Annotated in this window: 16 protein-coding genes; 10 read left to right on the forward strand and 6 right to left on the reverse strand. The window is 52.9% G+C overall.

Features of this window, described 5'->3' with window-relative positions; translation table 11 throughout:
- Positions 1 to 121: 121 nt before the first annotated feature.
- Genes pspD through pspA form a run of 4 tightly spaced genes read right to left on the reverse strand, consistent with a single transcriptional unit; the run spans position 122 to position 1,664 of the window.
- Positions 122 to 346 carry a phage shock protein PspD gene (gene pspD / locus A4308_RS16580; RefSeq protein WP_023338371.1) on the reverse strand — a complete coding sequence of 75 codons (225 nt, stop codon included), beginning with the start codon at positions 344 to 346 and terminating at the stop codon, positions 122 to 124.
- Between the two features lie 12 nt (positions 347 to 358).
- Positions 359 to 718, reverse strand: a complete 360-nt coding sequence (gene pspC, locus A4308_RS16585; protein WP_014884061.1) for an envelope stress response membrane protein PspC — start codon at positions 716 to 718, stop codon at positions 359 to 361.
- Positions 718 to 942: an envelope stress response membrane protein PspB gene (gene pspB / locus A4308_RS16590; RefSeq protein ID WP_014884062.1), complete on the reverse strand. Its 225-nt coding sequence runs from the start codon at positions 940 to 942 to the stop codon at positions 718 to 720. Before pspB ends, pspC begins: the two co-directional genes overlap by 1 nt.
- Before the next feature lie 53 nt (positions 943 to 995).
- Positions 996 to 1,664, reverse strand: a complete 669-nt coding sequence (gene pspA / locus A4308_RS16595; protein WP_014884063.1) for a phage shock protein PspA — start codon at positions 1,662 to 1,664, stop codon at positions 996 to 998.
- A 167-nt stretch (positions 1,665 to 1,831) separates the two neighbouring features.
- Here pspA and pspF point away from each other — a divergent pair, with 167 nt between their 5' ends.
- The 7 genes from pspF to A4308_RS16630 all read left to right on the forward strand — a co-directional run bounded on the left by pspF (position 1,832) and on the right by A4308_RS16630 (position 9,274).
- On the forward strand, positions 1,832 to 2,809 hold the full coding sequence (gene pspF / locus A4308_RS16600) for a phage shock protein operon transcriptional activator (protein ID WP_023330538.1): 978 nt from the start codon (positions 1,832 to 1,834) through the stop codon (positions 2,807 to 2,809).
- Between the two features lie 88 nt (positions 2,810 to 2,897).
- On the forward strand, positions 2,898 to 4,538 hold the full coding sequence (gene sapA / locus A4308_RS16605) for an ABC transporter substrate-binding protein SapA (RefSeq protein ID WP_014884065.1): 1,641 nt from the start codon (positions 2,898 to 2,900) through the stop codon (positions 4,536 to 4,538).
- Positions 4,535 to 5,500: a putrescine export ABC transporter permease SapB gene (gene sapB / locus A4308_RS16610; protein ID WP_023337369.1), complete on the forward strand. Its 966-nt coding sequence runs from the start codon at positions 4,535 to 4,537 to the stop codon at positions 5,498 to 5,500. The genes sapA and sapB overlap by 4 nt, the downstream gene beginning before the upstream one ends.
- The gene (gene sapC, locus A4308_RS16615; RefSeq protein WP_045282171.1) at positions 5,487 to 6,377 is read left to right on the forward strand and encodes a putrescine export ABC transporter permease SapC; all 891 of its coding nucleotides are present in this window, start codon (positions 5,487 to 5,489) and stop codon (positions 6,375 to 6,377) included. The genes sapB and sapC overlap by 14 nt, the downstream gene beginning before the upstream one ends.
- Positions 6,377 to 7,369, forward strand: a complete 993-nt coding sequence (sapD, locus tag A4308_RS16620) for a putrescine export ABC transporter ATP-binding protein SapD (protein WP_014884068.1) — start codon at positions 6,377 to 6,379, stop codon at positions 7,367 to 7,369. Before sapC ends, sapD begins: the two co-directional genes overlap by 1 nt.
- 1 nt (position 7,370) lies before the next feature.
- A complete protein-coding gene (sapF, locus tag A4308_RS16625; RefSeq protein WP_014884069.1) occupies positions 7,371 to 8,177 on the forward strand; it encodes a putrescine export ABC transporter ATP-binding protein SapF in 807 nt (268 codons plus the stop codon).
- Between the two features lie 155 nt (positions 8,178 to 8,332).
- Positions 8,333 to 9,274 (forward strand): ATP-grasp fold amidoligase family protein, encoded by a 942-nt coding sequence (locus A4308_RS16630; RefSeq protein ID WP_049010609.1) that lies wholly within the window; start codon positions 8,333 to 8,335, stop codon positions 9,272 to 9,274.
- Here the strand turns inward: A4308_RS16630 and A4308_RS16635 are convergent.
- Positions 9,255 to 10,319, reverse strand: a complete 1,065-nt coding sequence (locus A4308_RS16635; RefSeq protein WP_032636303.1) for an ATP-binding protein — start codon at positions 10,317 to 10,319, stop codon at positions 9,255 to 9,257. The genes A4308_RS16630 and A4308_RS16635 overlap by 20 nt on opposite strands.
- Positions 10,316 to 11,020 carry a response regulator gene (locus A4308_RS16640; RefSeq protein ID WP_023338377.1) on the reverse strand — a complete coding sequence of 235 codons (705 nt, stop codon included), beginning with the start codon at positions 11,018 to 11,020 and terminating at the stop codon, positions 10,316 to 10,318. Before A4308_RS16640 ends, A4308_RS16635 begins: the two co-directional genes overlap by 4 nt.
- A gap of 266 nt (positions 11,021 to 11,286) precedes the next feature.
- Here A4308_RS16640 and crrC point away from each other — a divergent pair, with 266 nt between their 5' ends.
- From crrC to A4308_RS16655, 3 genes are all read left to right on the forward strand, one after another.
- Positions 11,287 to 11,679 carry a colistin resistant protein CrrC gene (gene crrC, locus A4308_RS16645; RefSeq protein WP_176261017.1) on the forward strand — a complete coding sequence of 131 codons (393 nt, stop codon included), beginning with the start codon at positions 11,287 to 11,289 and terminating at the stop codon, positions 11,677 to 11,679.
- Positions 11,680 to 11,813: 134 nt separating this feature from the next.
- The gene (locus A4308_RS16650; RefSeq protein WP_032629001.1) at positions 11,814 to 12,725 is read left to right on the forward strand and encodes an ABC transporter six-transmembrane domain-containing protein; all 912 of its coding nucleotides are present in this window, start codon (positions 11,814 to 11,816) and stop codon (positions 12,723 to 12,725) included.
- A 4-nt stretch (positions 12,726 to 12,729) separates the two neighbouring features.
- Positions 12,730 to 15,834 carry a multidrug efflux RND transporter permease subunit gene (locus A4308_RS16655; RefSeq protein WP_045281247.1) on the forward strand — a complete coding sequence of 1,035 codons (3,105 nt, stop codon included), beginning with the start codon at positions 12,730 to 12,732 and terminating at the stop codon, positions 15,832 to 15,834.
- Positions 15,835 to 15,870: the final 36 nt, after the last annotated feature.

Consider the following 15,870-nt stretch of genomic DNA (forward strand, 5'->3'; position numbering starts at 1 on the left):
ATTCCAAAGCGACTCTGCTCAGTATTGTGAGCTGCCGCAAAGAAAGCACATTAAAGGGAGGGAAATGTTTGAGACGGCGCCAGCCTTTCTCTGGGAATGTAGGGGCTGACGCGCGTGTGAATTAGCGGGATAAGTAACGGCGCGATAGCCGTTTTGCCACTTTTTGCAGCATCGGTTCGAGCGCTACGGCCAGCAACATTCTGACCGGCTTACGGGCAACAGATTTGATCGCCCAACCCGCAACACCTGCCGGGCCGTAACGTAATGCCGTCATCAGAACCAGTTTACCTGCGATTTTCAGGCCGGGTTTTACCTTCTGACCGGCCTGTTGCCAGTTTTGCTTCATATAAATTCTCTCTTAAAGCTGACGAAAACGACTTCTCAGCGTAAAGGTATCCGACGTCACGTAACGTTCCATTTCACGTAACCGCTTCTCCCCTGCGGCCAGTTGCTCGTCAACCGCATTCAGAAGATCGTTACTGGTTGGCGCACTTTCTGCGGCCAGTTCTCCGTCGGGCATGGGATCAAGGACAAACGACAGTACGATGTATGCCACGAACGTGATAAACGCCAGACCGAAGAAAATAGACAGTACCGTCACCACACGAACCAGTTTTACCGGAACGTCAAGATAGTGTGCCAGCCCGGCACAAACGCCACGCACCATCCCCTGCTGTGGGATTCGCCACAACTTTTTGTTCAGATTCAGTCCGGTCATTAACGATCCCTCCAGTTTGGATGTTCTGCATCCAGGATCGCTTCCAGCGCCTGAATGCGGTCACGCATCTTATTCGCCTGTTCGGTAAGCTGCGCAAGACGTTGCTGTTCACTCTGGGAAAGATCGCCTTGTGAAGAACGGTTGCTGTAGTGCAGCCATAGCCAAATCGGCAAAACAAACAGCACGAAAATCGTCAGGGGAATGGCCAGAAAAAGCGCGCTCATGTGTACTCCTTGTCTTAGGATGCATAGCGGCACGCTCAGGTGCCGCAACAGTATTAGTGGTTATCTTGCTTCATTTTGGCTTTCAATGCCGCCAGCTGCTCGCTGATTTCATCGTCCGCTTTCAGGTCGGCAAACTGTTGATCCAGTGACTTTTGCTTCCCGATGCTGTGGCTTTCTGCTTCCGCTTCCATCTGATCGATGCGACGCTCGAAAGACTCAAATCGCGCCATGGCCTCATCCAGCTTGCCGCTGTCCAGCTGACGACGTACGTCGCGGGAAGAGCTTGCCGCCTGATGACGCAGCGACAGCGCCTGCTGACGTGCGCGGGTTTCGCTCAGTTTATTTTCGAGCTCACCAATCTCTTTTTTCATACGGGTGAGCGTGTCATCCACCAGCGTCACTTCATGCTCAAGCGTCGCGACCATGTCCGTCAGCTTCTGTTTTTCAATCAGCGCCGCACGAGCCAGATCTTCTTTATCTTTACGCAGGGCGAGTTCCGCTTTTTCCTGCCATTCATTGAGCTGGGCGGTGGCCTGCTCAATCCGGCGCGTTAACTGTTTTTTCTCAGCAAGCGCGCGAGCAGAGGTAGAACGCACTTCAACCAGCGTGTCTTCCATCTCCTGAATCATCAGACGCACCAGCTTCTGCGGGTCTTCCGCCTTTTCCAGCAGTGAGTTGATGTTGGCGTTCACGATGTCGGCAAAACGAGAAAAAATACCCATAATAAAAATCCTCTTATTTCTGTGGTCGGGCAATGCCCTGCTGTTGAGATAATACAATTCCCGTGCCAGTTTTTTATCCTATTGATTTTGCTTGATGTGTTTGATTTATACGCAATGAAGAACTATGCTGACCTGGTGAATATCGCTAAGGAGTGGTTAATTTCATCATGGCTGGATACAAAGACAATTTACTCGGGGAAGCAAACAGCTTTCTGGAGGTGCTGGAACAGGTGTCCCGCCTTGCACCGCTCAACAAGCCGGTGCTGATTATCGGCGAGCGCGGCACGGGTAAGGAACTGATTGCCAACCGCCTGCACTATTTATCCGGACGCTGGGACGGCCCCTTTATCTCGTTAAACTGCGCGGCGCTGAATGAAAACCTGCTCGATACAGAGCTTTTCGGCCACGAAGCAGGCGCCTTTACCGGCGCCCAGAAGCGCCATCCGGGACGGTTTGAGCGCGCCGACGGCGGTACGCTGTTTCTTGATGAACTCGCCACCGCGCCCATGCTGGTCCAGGAAAAACTGCTGCGCGTCATTGAGTATGGCGAACTGGAGCGCGTCGGCGGTAGCCAGCCGCTACAGGTTAACGTGCGTCTGGTGTGCGCCACCAACGCCAATCTGCCGGAGAGGGTCGCGGAGGAGAAATTCAGGGCCGATCTGCTTGACCGCCTGGCCTTTGACGTTGTTCAGCTTCCCCCCCTGCGCGAGCGAAGAAGTGATATTATGCTGCTCGCAGACCAGTTTGCGATTCAGATGTGCCGCGAGCTCGGCCTGCCTCTGTTCCCCGGCTTCAGCGATTATGCAAAGGAGACACTACTGGCCTATCACTGGCCGGGAAATATTCGCGAACTGAAAAACGTCGTGGAGCGCTCTGTCTACCGCCACGGCAGCAGCGAGGCGGAACTGGATAACATCATTATCGATCCTTTTCAGCGTCATGCGCCGCCGGTCACCGCCCCCTCATCGTCTGACCACGCCCCCGCCCTCCCTCTTGATTTACGTCAGTTCCAGCACGACCAGGAACAACAATTGCTGGAGCAAAGCCTGAAGACGGCGAAATATAACCAGAAACGGGCGGCTGAACTCCTGGGTCTGACCTACCATCAGTTACGGGCATTGCTCAAAAAGCATCAAATGCGCTGACAATATCGGCACTTACCCGCAGACATTTTTACGAAGCAGGCGTAAGTGCGATACACTTTGCAGATCGAACCTAAAAACCTTAAAAATTATGCGTCTGGTTTTATCGTCCTTTTTTGCACTCGGTCTGTTCAGCAGCATGGCTTTTGCCGCGCCGGGGCAGACTTCGCAGCCTGACATCCGTGACAGTGGCTTCGTCTATTGCGTGAGCGGCCAGGTGGATACCTTCAACCCGCAAAAAGCGGGCAGCGGCCTGATTGTCGATACGCTTGCCGCGCAATTGTATGACCGTCTGCTTGATGTCGACCCGTACACCTACCGTCTGGTCCCTGAGCTTGCGGAAAGCTGGGAAGTGCTGGACAACGGTGCCACCTACCGCTTCCACCTGCGCAATGATGTCGCGTTTCAGCGCACGCCCTGGTTTACCCCCACGCGCAAGCTGAATGCGGACGATGTGGTCTTTACCTTCCAGCGGATCTTTAATCGCAATCATCCGTGGCATAACGTCAATGGAGATCATTTCCCTTACTTCGACAGTCTGCAGTTTGCCGACACGGTTAAGAGCGTACGTAAGCTGGATAACCGAACGGTTGAATTTACGCTAACGCGCCCGGATGCCTCCTTCCTCTGGCATCTGGCGACCCACTATGCGTCCGTCATGTCTGCTGAATATGCGTCGCAGCTTGCGAAAAAAGATCGCCAGGAGTTGCTCGATCGCCAGCCGGTGGGCACCGGTCCGTTCCAGCTGGCGGAATACCGTGCGGGGCAATATATACGCCTGCAGCGTCATGAACATTTCTGGCGCGGCACGCCGCTGATGCCGCAGGTGGTGGTTGACCTCGGCTCTGGCGGAACGGGACGTCTCTCAAAACTGCTCACCGGGGAATGTGACGTGCTCGCCTGGCCTGCCGCCAGCCAGCTCACGATTTTGCGCGACGATCCGCGTCTGCGTCTGACGCTACGCCCGGGAATGAACATCGCTTATCTGGCCTTTAACACGGATAAGCCGCCGTTGAACAACCCTGCCGTCCGTCATGCCCTGGCGCTGGCGATTAACAACCAGCGTCTGATGCAGTCGATCTACTACGGCACGGCGGAAACCGCGGCCTCTATTTTACCGCGCGCCTCGTGGGCCTACGACGGTGAAGCTAAAATTACGGAATACAATCCGGCAAAAGCACGCGAACAACTGAAAGCGCTGGGCGCGGAAAACCTCACCCTCCAGCTTTGGGTGCCGACCAGTTCCCAGGCGTGGAACCCGAGCCCGCTGAAAACGGCCGAACTGTTGCAGGCAGATATGGCACAGGTGGGCGTCAAGGTGATCATCGTGCCGGTTGAAGGCCGTTTCCAGGAGGCGCGCCTGATGGATATGAATCACGATCTCACGCTGACCGGCTGGGCTACCGACAGTAACGACCCGGACAGTTTTTTCCGGCCGCTGCTGAGCTGTGCGGCGATCAACTCGCAGACCAACTACGCTCACTGGTGTAACCGGGAGTTTGACGCCGTGCTGCAAAAAGCGCTCTCTTCCCAACAGCTGGCCTCACGCATCGATGCTTATGATGAAGCGCAGAAAATCCTCGCCGAGGAGTTGCCCGTGCTGCCGCTGGCCTCTTCCCTGCGTCTCCAGGCCTATCGCTATGATATTAAAGGTCTGGTGCTGAGTCCGTTCGGCAATGCCTCGTTCGCGGGCGTCTCGCGCGAAAAAGAACAAGAGGTGAAAAAACCATGATTATTTTTACCTTACGCCGACTCCTGCTGCTGCTGGTGACGCTCTTTCTGCTGACCTTTGTCGGTTTCAGCCTGAGCTATTTTACGCCGCACGCCCCGCTTCAGGGCTCATCGTTGTGGGATGCCTGGCTGTTCTGGTTTAACGGTCTGCTGCACTGGGATTTCGGGGTGTCCAGCATCAACGGGCAGCTTATCTCCGACCAGTTGAAAGAGGTTTTTCCGGCCACGATGGAGCTGTGCATTCTGGCCTTCGGTTTTGCCCTGATGGTGGGGATCCCCGTGGGTATGCTGGCCGGGATCTATCGCAACAAATGGCAGGATAAGTTCATCAGCGCCCTCGCCCTGTTAGGCTTCTCCATCCCGGTATTCTGGCTGGCGCTGCTGTTAACGCTCTTCTTCTCGCTGACAATGGGCTGGCTACCGGTCTCGGGGCGTTTCGACCTGCTCTACACGGTGAAAACGGTGACGGGTTTTGCCATTATTGACGCCTGGCTGTCCGATTCAGTGTGGCGTCATGAGATGATCGTCAGCGCCGTGCGCCATATGGTGTTGCCGGTACTGACGCTGGCCGTCGCCCCGACCACGGAAGTAATTCGCCTGATGCGCCTGAGCACCATCGAGGTGTTTGACCAGAATTATGTCAAAGCCGCCGCCACGCGGGGTTTGTCACGCCTGACCATCCTGCGCCGCAACGTTCTTCATAACGCGCTACCGCCGGTGATTCCGCGTCTGGGGCTGCAGTTCTCCACCATGCTCACTCTGGCGATGATCACCGAGATGGTCTTTAGCTGGCCAGGGCTGGGACGATGGATGATCAACGCGATTCGCCAGCAGGACTACGCCGCTATTTCAGCGGGTGTGATGGTGATTGGTTCGCTGGTGATTATTGTTAACGTGTTGTCCGATATTTTGGGTGCGATGGCTAACCCGTTGAAGCATAAGGAATGGTATGCCTTACGATAACGTATACAGTGAAAAGCGCACACCCGGTGCGCTGCGTACCGTGTGGCGTAAGTTCTATGGTGACACCACGGCGATGATCGGCCTTTATGGCTGCGCCGGGCTGGTATTACTCTGCCTCTTTGGCTCGTGGTTTGCCCCGTATGGCATTGACCAGCAGTTCCTCGGCTATCAGCTTCTGCCGCCTTCCTGGTCACGCTACGGCGAAGTCTCTTTCTTCCTCGGCACTGACGACCTCGGACGTGACGTATTGAGTCGCCTGTTAAGCGGCGCTGCTCCGACGGTGGGTGGCGCATTTGTGGTCACGCTTGCGGCGACAGTCTTTGGACTGGCGCTCGGTATTTTTGCGGGATCCACGCATGGCCTGCGTTCGGCGGTACTGAACCACATTCTGGACACCCTGCTGTCGATTCCGTCTCTGCTGCTGGCGATCATTGTGGTTGCTTTTGCCGGACCGCATCTGTCGCATGCGATGTTTGCCGTCTGGCTGGCAATCCTGCCCCGCATCGTGCGTTCGGTTTACAGCATGGTGCATGACGAGCTGGAAAAAGAGTATGTCGTCGCCGCCCGTCTGGACGGCGCGACCACCTTCAACATCCTGTGGTTTGCCGTTCTGCCGAATATCGCCGCCGGGCTGGTCACCGAGATCACCCGTGCGCTGTCGATGGCGATTCTCGATATTGCTGCGCTCGGCTTCCTCGACCTTGGCGCCCAGTTGCCGTCACCTGAATGGGGCGCAATGCTCGGTGACGCGCTGGAGTTAATCTACGTTGCACCGTGGACAGTGATGCTGCCGGGGGCGGCGATTATGGTGAGCGTGTTGCTGATCAACCTGCTGGGCGACGGTATTCGCCGTGCAATTAACGCGGGGGTGCAATAATGCCACTTCTTGATATCCGCAACCTCACCATCGAATTCAAAACCGGTGAAGGCTGGGTTAAGGCCGTCGATCGCATCAGTATCACGCTTGCTGAGGGTGAAATTCGCGGGCTGGTGGGTGAATCTGGCTCAGGGAAAAGCCTGATCGCCAAAGCTATCTGCGGCGTGGCGAAAGACAACTGGCGCGTGACCGCCGATCGTATGCGCTTCGACGACATTGACCTGCTGCGCCTCTCCCCGCGCGAGCGGCGTAAGCTGGTTGGTCACAACGTCTCGATGATCTTCCAGGAGCCGCAATCCTGTCTCGATCCGTCCGAGCGCGTGGGTAAACAGCTCATGCAGAACATCCCCGGCTGGACCTATAAAGGCCGCTGGTGGCAGCGTTTCGGCTGGCGTAAACGTCGCGCCATCGAACTGTTGCACCGCGTCGGGATCAAAGATCATAAAGACGCGATGCGCAGCTTCCCGTATGAGCTTACCGACGGTGAATGTCAGAAGGTGATGATTGCTATCGCGCTGGCTAATCAGCCGCGCTTGCTGATTGCGGATGAACCCACCAACGCGATGGAGCCGACCACGCAGGCGCAAATTTTCCGCCTGCTGTCACGTCTGAACCAGAACAACAACACCACCATTTTGCTGATCAGCCATGACCTGCAGATGTTAAGCAAATGGGCGGACAAAATTGATGTTATGTACTGCGGGCAAACGGTCGAAACCGCCCCCAGCGAAGACCTGATCAACGCCCCGCATCATCCGTATACGCAGGCGCTTATCCGGGCTATTCCTGATTTTGGCAGCGCCATGCCGCACAAGAGCCGCCTGAATACCTTGCCAGGGGCGATTCCGCTGCTGGAATCCTTGCCGATAGGCTGCCGTCTTGGGCCTCGTTGCCCGTATGCTCAGCGTAAATGTATTGAGACACCACGCCTGACCGGCGCTAAAAATCATCTTTACGCCTGTCATTTCCCGCTGAACATGGAGAGAGAGTGAAATGGTCGAAACCTTACTGGAAGTCCGCAACCTGAGTAAGACCTTTCGCTATCGTACGGGGCTGTTTCATCGTCAGACTGTCGAGGCGGTAAAGCCGCTAAGTTTTACCCTGCGTGAAAAACAGACGCTGGCGATTATTGGCGAAAACGGTTCCGGGAAATCGACGCTGGCGAAGATGCTTGCCGGCATGGTAGAGCCTACCGCTGGAGAAGTGTTGATTGACGATCATCCTCTGGCGTTTGGGGATTACTCTTTCCGCAGCCAGCGTATCCGCATGATCTTCCAGGATCCGTCAACCTCGCTCAATCCCCGCCAGCGTATTTCGCAGATTCTGGATTTTCCTCTGCGTTTGAACACCGAGCTGGAGCCCGAGGCGCGACGAAAGCGCGTCTTTGAAACCCTGCGCATGGTGGGGCTGTTACCGGATCACGAAAGCTACTATCCCCATATGCTGGCCCCCGGCCAGAAACAGCGCCTGGGTCTGGCGCGCGCATTGATTTTGCGCCCGAAGGTAATCATTGCCGACGAAGCGCTTGCCTCGCTGGATATGTCGATGCGTTCGCAACTGATTAACCTGATGCTGGAGTTGCAGGAAAAACAGGGTATCTCCTATATCTACGTTACCCAACATCTCGGAATGATGAAGCACATCAGCGACCAGGTGATGGTGATGCACCAGGGGGAAGTTGTCGAGCGTGGCAGCACGGCGGATGTGATGGCCTCTCCGCTTCATGAGCTGACGAAACGACTGATTGCCGGTCATTTCGGTGAAGCGCTGACCGCCGATGCGTGGAGAAAGGACCGCTAAGCACAACGGTAACCCCCTCCGCTAAATCAAGGATTAAATAACCTGCGTACGTTATTTAATCCTTTTAATTTTCGTCTCCATCCTTGCTCCATATTTTACGCAATATCCATCAACAGTTCTTCTCCAGAATATCAGGACATTACGGAGGAGAAAAAATGATCACCGCCACTTATGTTCTAAAATACACAGAGTATCTCATCAGAAAATGTCGTTCATTTTTAATGACGGACCTGCACTTCCATACTGTGAGGCTCAAGAGAACAACCGGGAAAACCCCTGACATTAAATCACCCTCGACGTTGAGTGAAAAAATATGCCATCGTCTGGTCTATGACCATAATAACGTCTATACAATGCTTGCCGATAAACTCGCCGTTCGGGAATACGTTTCTTCCAGAACTACGCGCGTGAAAACGGTGCCATTACTTGGTGTTTATACCAGGGCGTCGCAAATTGATTTTTCAGTACTTCCTGACAAATTCGTCCTTAAGTGCAACCATGACAGTGGTAGCACAATAATATGTACCGACAAAGCGCACTTTAATGACAGGGAAGCCTGTAAAAAACTGAGCCTCGCGTTAAAGAAAAATCTGTACTACACCACACGCGAATGGCAGTACAAAAACATTACGCCGAGTATACTTTGCGAGCCATTTGTCGATCTCTTCGACGATGCTGACAGGAATACAACGCCCGAAATGTTGAGGATCCATTGCTTTCATGGCGTTGCCCACTATGTTGAAGCGGATTTTACGGATGATAACGGGAAAGGGTTTATCAACGTTTATGACAGGCACTGGAACTTACAACCTTTCCAGATGGAATATCCGAATACTTCAGCAGATCCTGGCGAACCGCTTTTATTCCGACAAGCATTGTTGGCCTCCCAGGAGCTGGCGCAGGGAATTGATTACTGCCGCGTTGATCTTATGCTAAAAAAAGATGAAATCTATTTCAGTGAAATAACCTTAAGCCCGAGACGCGGTAAACTGACGATTACCCCACAGGAATGGGATGCTAAGCTAGGACAAATATGGCATTTATCGCCAGCAAGCACATTTAATCTGCCGCTGAAACTCACGGGTCGGGCCAGGTGAGTTTAAATATTGAGTGGTTTTGCTTTGATAAGGTATAAGTGACATCGCCACCATGGGCCAGCATGATGGCTTTTACCACCGATAAGCCTAAGCCACACCCTTCGGGATTCAATGCCCTGGCGCCATTATCCCGCTGAAAAGGCTGAAATAAAAAATCGTGGAAGGCCTCAGGGATGCCCGGTCCGCCATCCTGAATAAGAATATAATTGCCTTTATCAGACACGCCATTTTTGACAATGAGCGTCCGCGAGGTTGAATAGTGTAATGCGTTGTCAAAAAGAACGGCCAGACACTGGGTGATACGCAACGGATCGAACACACAACGCTGCTCCCTCAACGCTGTCTTTATCGTAAACTGATTACGTTTAAATTCGGGCATGAACGTATCAAGCGCGTCCTGTATTGTCCCTTTGAGATCCGTTCTGGATTTAGACAACGTATAACCCGCCCCACCGTCAGAGCTGACAACCCGTAGATCTTCAATCAGGCGGGTTAACCCTTCGGTCTGCCTGAGAAGATTATTAAAAAGCACCGGATCCGGTTCAAAAACGCCGTCTACCAGACCCTGAAGCCGCCCGCGTAAAATCGTGACCGGGGTTCTGAGTTCATGGGCAATGGCGGCATTCCAGGATTTACGCTGCATATCCAGCGTCTGCAGTTTTTCCGCCATTTCATTGAAATCCATGACCAGGTGATTGATCTCTCCCAGCCTGGAACTGGCACAATAAGCCCGGGCATCCAGTTGGCCCTGCGAAATTTTTTTCAGGCTGGACGCGACCGCGTTTAGCGGGGTGAGTATCCGCGAGGAAAGTTTGATCGTTAAAAAAACCGCGAATATTAGACTGATTGTTGTTGCTGTCCCGATCCACACCCAGTCCCACAGGGTCATCTGCTCGTCTTCCCCCGCAGCAGCGCCGCCGGGGAGGTGATCCAGAATAAAGGAGTAAAAAAACCAGGAGCCCAGTATGGAAATGGCAATGATCGTAAACGTCAGCAACATCATGTACGTTAAGATCTGACGACTCAGGACAGACTCTCTGTTCATTTTTTCTCCCCAAGCCGGTAACCCATGCCCCTGATGCTCTCAGGGACGCCGTAAAGCCCCGCGAGCTCAAGTTTTTTACGCAGCTTGCTCATATGGCTATCTACTGTTCTGTCGAGGGTATCACCTTCCGGAAGACATGCATTGAGTAACTCTTCGCGGGAGCAGACCTTTCGCGGATATCTGACCAGATACGTAAGAAGCTTAAATTCCGTCGTCGTTAACACCGGGGAGATCACTTCAGGTCCCACGGTAACCTCAACGTAGAAATCATCCGGATAGACCGTAATAAATGGCGTCCTGATAGGCGCGGCCCCCGCCTGCTGAATAGCGGGTTTGGTTCTGCGCAGCACCGCTTCAACCCGCGCGACAACTTCAGAAGGGTTAAAAGGCTTGATAACGTAATCATCCGCGCCAAGCCTCAGCCCCATGAGTTTATCTACGTCCTGATCGAGGGCAGAAACCATAATGACGGGCACGGAACTTTCCTGACGAAGCGTCGTGAGGACGCTCCAGCCGTCGCATACGGGCAGATGAATGTCCAGCAAGATGAGATCCGGTTTATGAAGGCGATTAAGCGCTATCGCCTGCTCGCCCTGTCTGGCCCTCAGCGTTTTCATCCCTGAACGCTCTAAGTAACTCATCAGTATTTCAGCAATGTCGTCTTCATCTTCAACAACAAGGATTAGAGTATTTTTGTTCATTTTATCTCCGCGGGTGAAATCCCTTTGAGCACGCTATCAGATATCTTTAGCACAATAAGACACAGCCTCCGGGAAAAAGTGCCGTAGCCATGAAAATTTCCAGCACTAATTTAAATGTCCGGCCATGCCTCCACACAGCCTACACATTCAGTCAATAAAGACTCGACAATGCCTGGCCAGAATAGCTATTCGGGCAGAACCCTTCTTTCATAGAACGGTGAGAATTAACCCTGTCGCTTTAAGGCTTTATGAATCTGGCTGAGATAATGAGCATGGAATTTTCGAAATATTTCTCTACTAAGAAAATCGGTATATATACGCTGTTCCTGCTGCTGTCGTGGGGATTACTCTATACCTGGCTGGTGTTGATGCATAAAATGGATGAAAAAGTTGCCGCGACGCTGCCCTCCTCTCCCATTATTTATGGTTGCATCGCTTTGTCGGTTGTCTCTCTGATAATACAAAACAAAGCAGGTGCATTCACTGAATTACTTGTCATCGCCTTCTGGCTAATGGTGATTTTTATATATCTCATAATTACGTTCACTGTGCTGCTGAACGCTACGCCAGATTTCGACGATTTGGTGTTTTACTACGAGTGTTATTTAATTCTTTTTTTCTGCGGTTCGCCGTTGTACCTCATTATGAGAATGATTTGAACAACCGCACGGTTGCGCTCCACACTCTCTCCATAAAACTGCCATTTCCGCTAAACAGGCGAGTTGTAGACTTCCTGCCAACCCTTATTGCTCAAAATACACTCACTTAAAGAGTCTGAAACCTGTTACCCAGAATGAATAACCTTAATAACAATCGTCGTTCTCCAGATACAGCTGGCGTTATGTACTCACTTAAAAAACTCGCGGTACGTCACCGGAAAAAACTGGTTGTGACTTTTTTCCTTGTCGTGGCTGAAAACGTGATGTTTTTACTGTATCCCGTTCTGGCAGGCATCGCGATTAATGCCATTCTTGCGGGTAAGACACTTAACGCCGCACTGTACGGACTGATGGTGCTCTGTATGTGGATCATAGGTGCGACAAGACGGAGTGTTGATACGCGAACGTTTGCTCGTATTTATGCCGGGCTTGCGGTCTCCGTTGTGCTTTCACAGCGGAAATACCAGCTTAACCATTCGGCTATCGCCGCCAGGGTCACACTCTCGCGCGAGTATGTGGATTTCTTTGAAATGCACTTGCCCCTGCTTATTACCTCGCTGAGTTCTCTCTTTGGTGCGGCAATCATGCTGTTATTTATCGAATTCTGGGCCGGCATCATGTGCTGTGCAATCGTCATCATTCTGATGGGATTTGTCTCGGAATATGCCCGTAAAAATGAATGGTTATTCATGCGCCTGAATAATCGTCTTGAGAAGGAAGTTGATTATGTTCATAAGGCAGGCACCGCCACCCTTCACCGCCATTACGTCACGCTTGCACGTTTACGCATTGCGTTATCGGACCGGGAGGCGTGGGGCTATTTATGGGTGGGTATACTCGTTGCCCTGCTTTTTACGCTGACCATTATCTGGATGACGCAATCGGCTGGCATCACCGCCGGACATATTTATTCCGTGATGACATACATGTGGATGTTCGCGACAAGTCTCGATGACGCCCCGCAGCTTCTTGAGAAATTTTCTCAGCTCAGGGATATCGGTAAACGCGTATCAGCCGATGACGAAATTCACGTATCTGGACGTTAATTTAATGCCTCATTTTTTTATTGAACGCCCCGTATTCGCCTGGGTAGTGGCGCTTTTTATTGTCCTGACGGGTGTCCTGTCTATATCCCGGTTGCCGGTTGCGCAGTATCCGGCGGTGGCACCGCCGGGGATCATTATTTCTGTCACTTATCCGGGGGCCAGCCCCGATATCATGAATACGTCCGTGGTGTCGCTCATCGAGCGTGAAATATCGGGCGTGGATAATTTGCTCTATTTCGAATCATCCAGCGACACAACCGGTTCTGCATCTATTACCGTGACCTTTAAGCCCGGCACAGATATTAAGCTGGCACAGATGGATCTTCAGAACCAGATCAAGATTGTAGAGCCACGTTTGCCGCAGGCGGTCAGGCAAAATGGCATCAACGTCGAGGCGGCCAATTCCGGATTTTTAATGATGGTGGGGTTGAAGTCCACAACCGGCAAATTTGAAGAGGCGGATTTAAGCGATTATTTTGCCCGCAACGTCAGCGACGAACTACGCCGTGTGCCGGGAGTCGGAAAAGTCCAGCTGTTTGGTGGCGAAAAAGCGCTGCGCATCTGGCTGGATCCCATGCAGCTGCACAGTTACGGGCTTTCGGTGAGCGATGTTCTTACCGCTGTAGGTCAGCAAAATGCCCTTGTTTCGCCGGGGAAAACGGGAGATGAACCGGCAACTGCAGGACAAGGCGTAACCTATCCCATCACAGTGAAAGGGCAACTCACTTCTGTAGAGGCTTTCAATAACATTACCCTTAAAGCAGATGCGTCTGGCGCAAGGCTGAAACTGTCCGACGTTGCGCGGATTGAGTCTGGCCTGCAAAGTTACGCTTTCGGTATCCGCGAAAATGGGGTGCCGGCAACGGCTGCGGCAATCCAGTTGTCGCCAGGCGCCAATGCGATGAGCACGGCGTCAGGCGTACGTGCACGTATCGACGAACTTTCTCAGGTGTTGCCGGAAGGAATGGCGTTTACGGTTCCCTTCGATACCGCACCGTTTGTAAAGCTGTCCATCATGAAGGTTGTGCAAACCTTTGTGGAAGCGATGGTCCTTGTCTTTCTCGTTATGCTGCTGTTTTTACATAAGATACGCTGTACGCTTATCCCCGCGATTGTGGCCCCCGTCGCGCTGCTGGGCACCTTCACAGTGATGCTATTGAGTGGATACTCGATCAATATTCTGACCATGTTCGGCATGGTGCTGGCGATAGGGATTATCGTGGATGACGCCATTGTGGTCGTGGAGAACGTTGAACGGCTGATGGAAGAAAAAAACCTTTCTCCGCGCGACGCTACCCGGGAGGCCATGGCCGAAATCACCCCGGCAATTATCGGGATCACGCTGGTACTTACCGCTGTCTTTATACCCATGGGTTTTGCTGAAGGGTCCGTAGGCATTATTTATCGACAATTTTGTATTTCCATGGCGGTATCCATACTGTTGTCGGCATTTCTTGCCCTCACGCTGACTCCCGCGCTTTGTGCGACGTTGCTTAAGCCCCACAGCGCGCAAAAACACGGTGGCGGCAGGTTCGCGGTAGGCTTTAACGCCCGTTTTCATACCCTGACGACATGGTACGAATCCGGCCTGGGCGCGGTTCTGAAACGAACCGGCCGAATGCTGCTTCTGTATGTTGCGCTTTGTGCTGCGCTATTTTTTGGATTGTCTTCGCTGCCCTCATCCTTTCTGCCGGACGAAGATCAGGGCTATTTTATGTCCTCTATTCAGCTTCCCTCTGATGCCACAATGCAGCGCACCCTGAAAGTAGTAAAAACATTTGAACAGGAAATTGCGACCCGACCGGATATTGAAAGCAACATTATGATCCTGGGTTTTGGGTTTTCAGGATCAGGACCGAATTCGGCCATGGCGTTCACCACGCTGAAGGACTGGAAAGAAAGGCACGGCTCTACAGCCGAGGATGAAGCCGACCATATGCAGGCCAGTATGGCAAACGTCTCTGATGCCGTAACGATGAGCCTGCTCCCGCCTGCCATTTCGGATATGGGCACCTCGTCGGGCTTCACCTGGTACGTGCAGGACAGAGCGGGACTGGGCTACGAGGCGTTAAAGCAGGCGGCCGATGCGCTGGTGCTGAAAGCGAATCAACGCCCTGAACTGAGTGGCGTGTATATCGACGGCCTGCCGGAAGGCACTAGCCTGGCGCTTCAGATTGACCGGGAAAAAGCGGAAGCTCTGGGCGTCTCATTTGATGAAATCAACCAGACGCTCTCCGTCACCATGGGTTCAAACTACGTTAATGACTACACGAACAATGGGCGTGTTCAGCAGGTGATTATCCAGGCCGATGCGCCTTACCGAATGCAACCTGAGCAGATCCTGAAATTATCCGTTAAAAACCGCCAGGGGCAGAGGGTGCCAGTGTCAACGTTTGCGACGCTCTCCTGGAACGTTGCACCGCAGCAACTAACGCGTTATCAGGGGTATTCTGCTATCCGCATTACCGGCAGTGCGGCCACCGGTGAATCCAGCGGTACCGCAATGAAAGTTATGGAGAATTTGTCCAGGGATTTACCTCAGGGCTTGGCGGGAGAATGGGCCGGGAGCTCATTGCAGGAAATAAAATCCCAGTCGCAACTCCCGGGTCTGATCGTCCTGTCGATTCTGGTGGTGTTTATGGTGCTCGCTGCCCTGTATGAGAGCTGGTCAATACCTTTTGCCGTCATGCTGGTGGTGCCATTGGGACTGATCGGTGCAGTCATGGCCGTGTCTGTTGCCGGCATGACGAATGATGTTTTCTTCAAGGTCGGCCTTATCACCCTGATAGGCCTGTCTGCCAAGAACGCCATATTGATTGTGGAGTTTGCCAGACAGTTGCATCGTGAAGGGAACCCTCTGGTGGCGGCAACGATACAGGCCGCAAGCCAGCGCCTGCGCCCTATTCTGATGACATCGTTAGCCTTTACGTTGGGAGTGGTTCCCTTAATGCTGGCCAGTGGCGCAAGTGACAGCACACAACACGCCATCGGCACCGGTGTCTTTGGCGGCATGATTAGCGGTACGCTTCTCGCGATCTTCTTCGTCCCGGTTTTCTTTATTGTCATCGCGCGTTTCATAGAAAGCGACAGGAAAGGGTCACTATCGTGAGGGATCGCGCATCCACGCTGGTTGGATGAGGCGAAG

Origin of the sequence: Enterobacter sp. ODB01, from assembly GCF_001623605.1 — a bacterium.
Classification (GTDB): domain Bacteria; phylum Pseudomonadota; class Gammaproteobacteria; order Enterobacterales; family Enterobacteriaceae; genus Enterobacter; species Enterobacter kobei.

Excerpts from the sequence above, each read along its gene's own strand:
- A4308_RS16630 (WP_049010609.1), top strand. The coding sequence starts at position 8,333 with ATGATCACCGCCACTTATGTTCTAAAATACACAGAGTATCTCATCAGA.
- pspF (WP_023330538.1), top strand. The coding sequence starts at position 1,832 with ATGGCTGGATACAAAGACAATTTACTCGGGGAAGCAAACAGCTTTCTG.
- pspA (WP_014884063.1), bottom strand. The coding sequence starts at position 1,664 with ATGGGTATTTTTTCTCGTTTTGCCGACATCGTGAACGCCAACATCAAC.
- A4308_RS16650 (WP_032629001.1), top strand. The coding sequence starts at position 11,814 with ATGAATAACCTTAATAACAATCGTCGTTCTCCAGATACAGCTGGCGTT.
- A4308_RS16635 (WP_032636303.1), bottom strand. The coding sequence starts at position 10,319 with ATGAACAGAGAGTCTGTCCTGAGTCGTCAGATCTTAACGTACATGATG.
- sapD (WP_014884068.1), top strand. The coding sequence starts at position 6,377 with ATGCCACTTCTTGATATCCGCAACCTCACCATCGAATTCAAAACCGGT.
- pspB (WP_014884062.1), bottom strand. The coding sequence starts at position 942 with ATGAGCGCGCTTTTTCTGGCCATTCCCCTGACGATTTTCGTGCTGTTT.
- pspC (WP_014884061.1), bottom strand. The coding sequence starts at position 718 with ATGACCGGACTGAATCTGAACAAAAAGTTGTGGCGAATCCCACAGCAG.
- sapA (WP_014884065.1), top strand. The coding sequence starts at position 2,898 with ATGCGTCTGGTTTTATCGTCCTTTTTTGCACTCGGTCTGTTCAGCAGC.
- A4308_RS16640 (WP_023338377.1), bottom strand. The coding sequence starts at position 11,020 with ATGAACAAAAATACTCTAATCCTTGTTGTTGAAGATGAAGACGACATT.
- A4308_RS16655 (WP_045281247.1), top strand. The coding sequence starts at position 12,730 with ATGCCTCATTTTTTTATTGAACGCCCCGTATTCGCCTGGGTAGTGGCG.
- sapF (WP_014884069.1), top strand. The coding sequence starts at position 7,371 with ATGGTCGAAACCTTACTGGAAGTCCGCAACCTGAGTAAGACCTTTCGC.
- sapC (WP_045282171.1), top strand. The coding sequence starts at position 5,487 with ATGCCTTACGATAACGTATACAGTGAAAAGCGCACACCCGGTGCGCTG.
- crrC (WP_176261017.1), top strand. The coding sequence starts at position 11,287 with ATGAGCATGGAATTTTCGAAATATTTCTCTACTAAGAAAATCGGTATA.
- sapB (WP_023337369.1), top strand. The coding sequence starts at position 4,535 with ATGATTATTTTTACCTTACGCCGACTCCTGCTGCTGCTGGTGACGCTC.
- pspD (WP_023338371.1), bottom strand. The coding sequence starts at position 346 with ATGAAGCAAAACTGGCAACAGGCCGGTCAGAAGGTAAAACCCGGCCTG.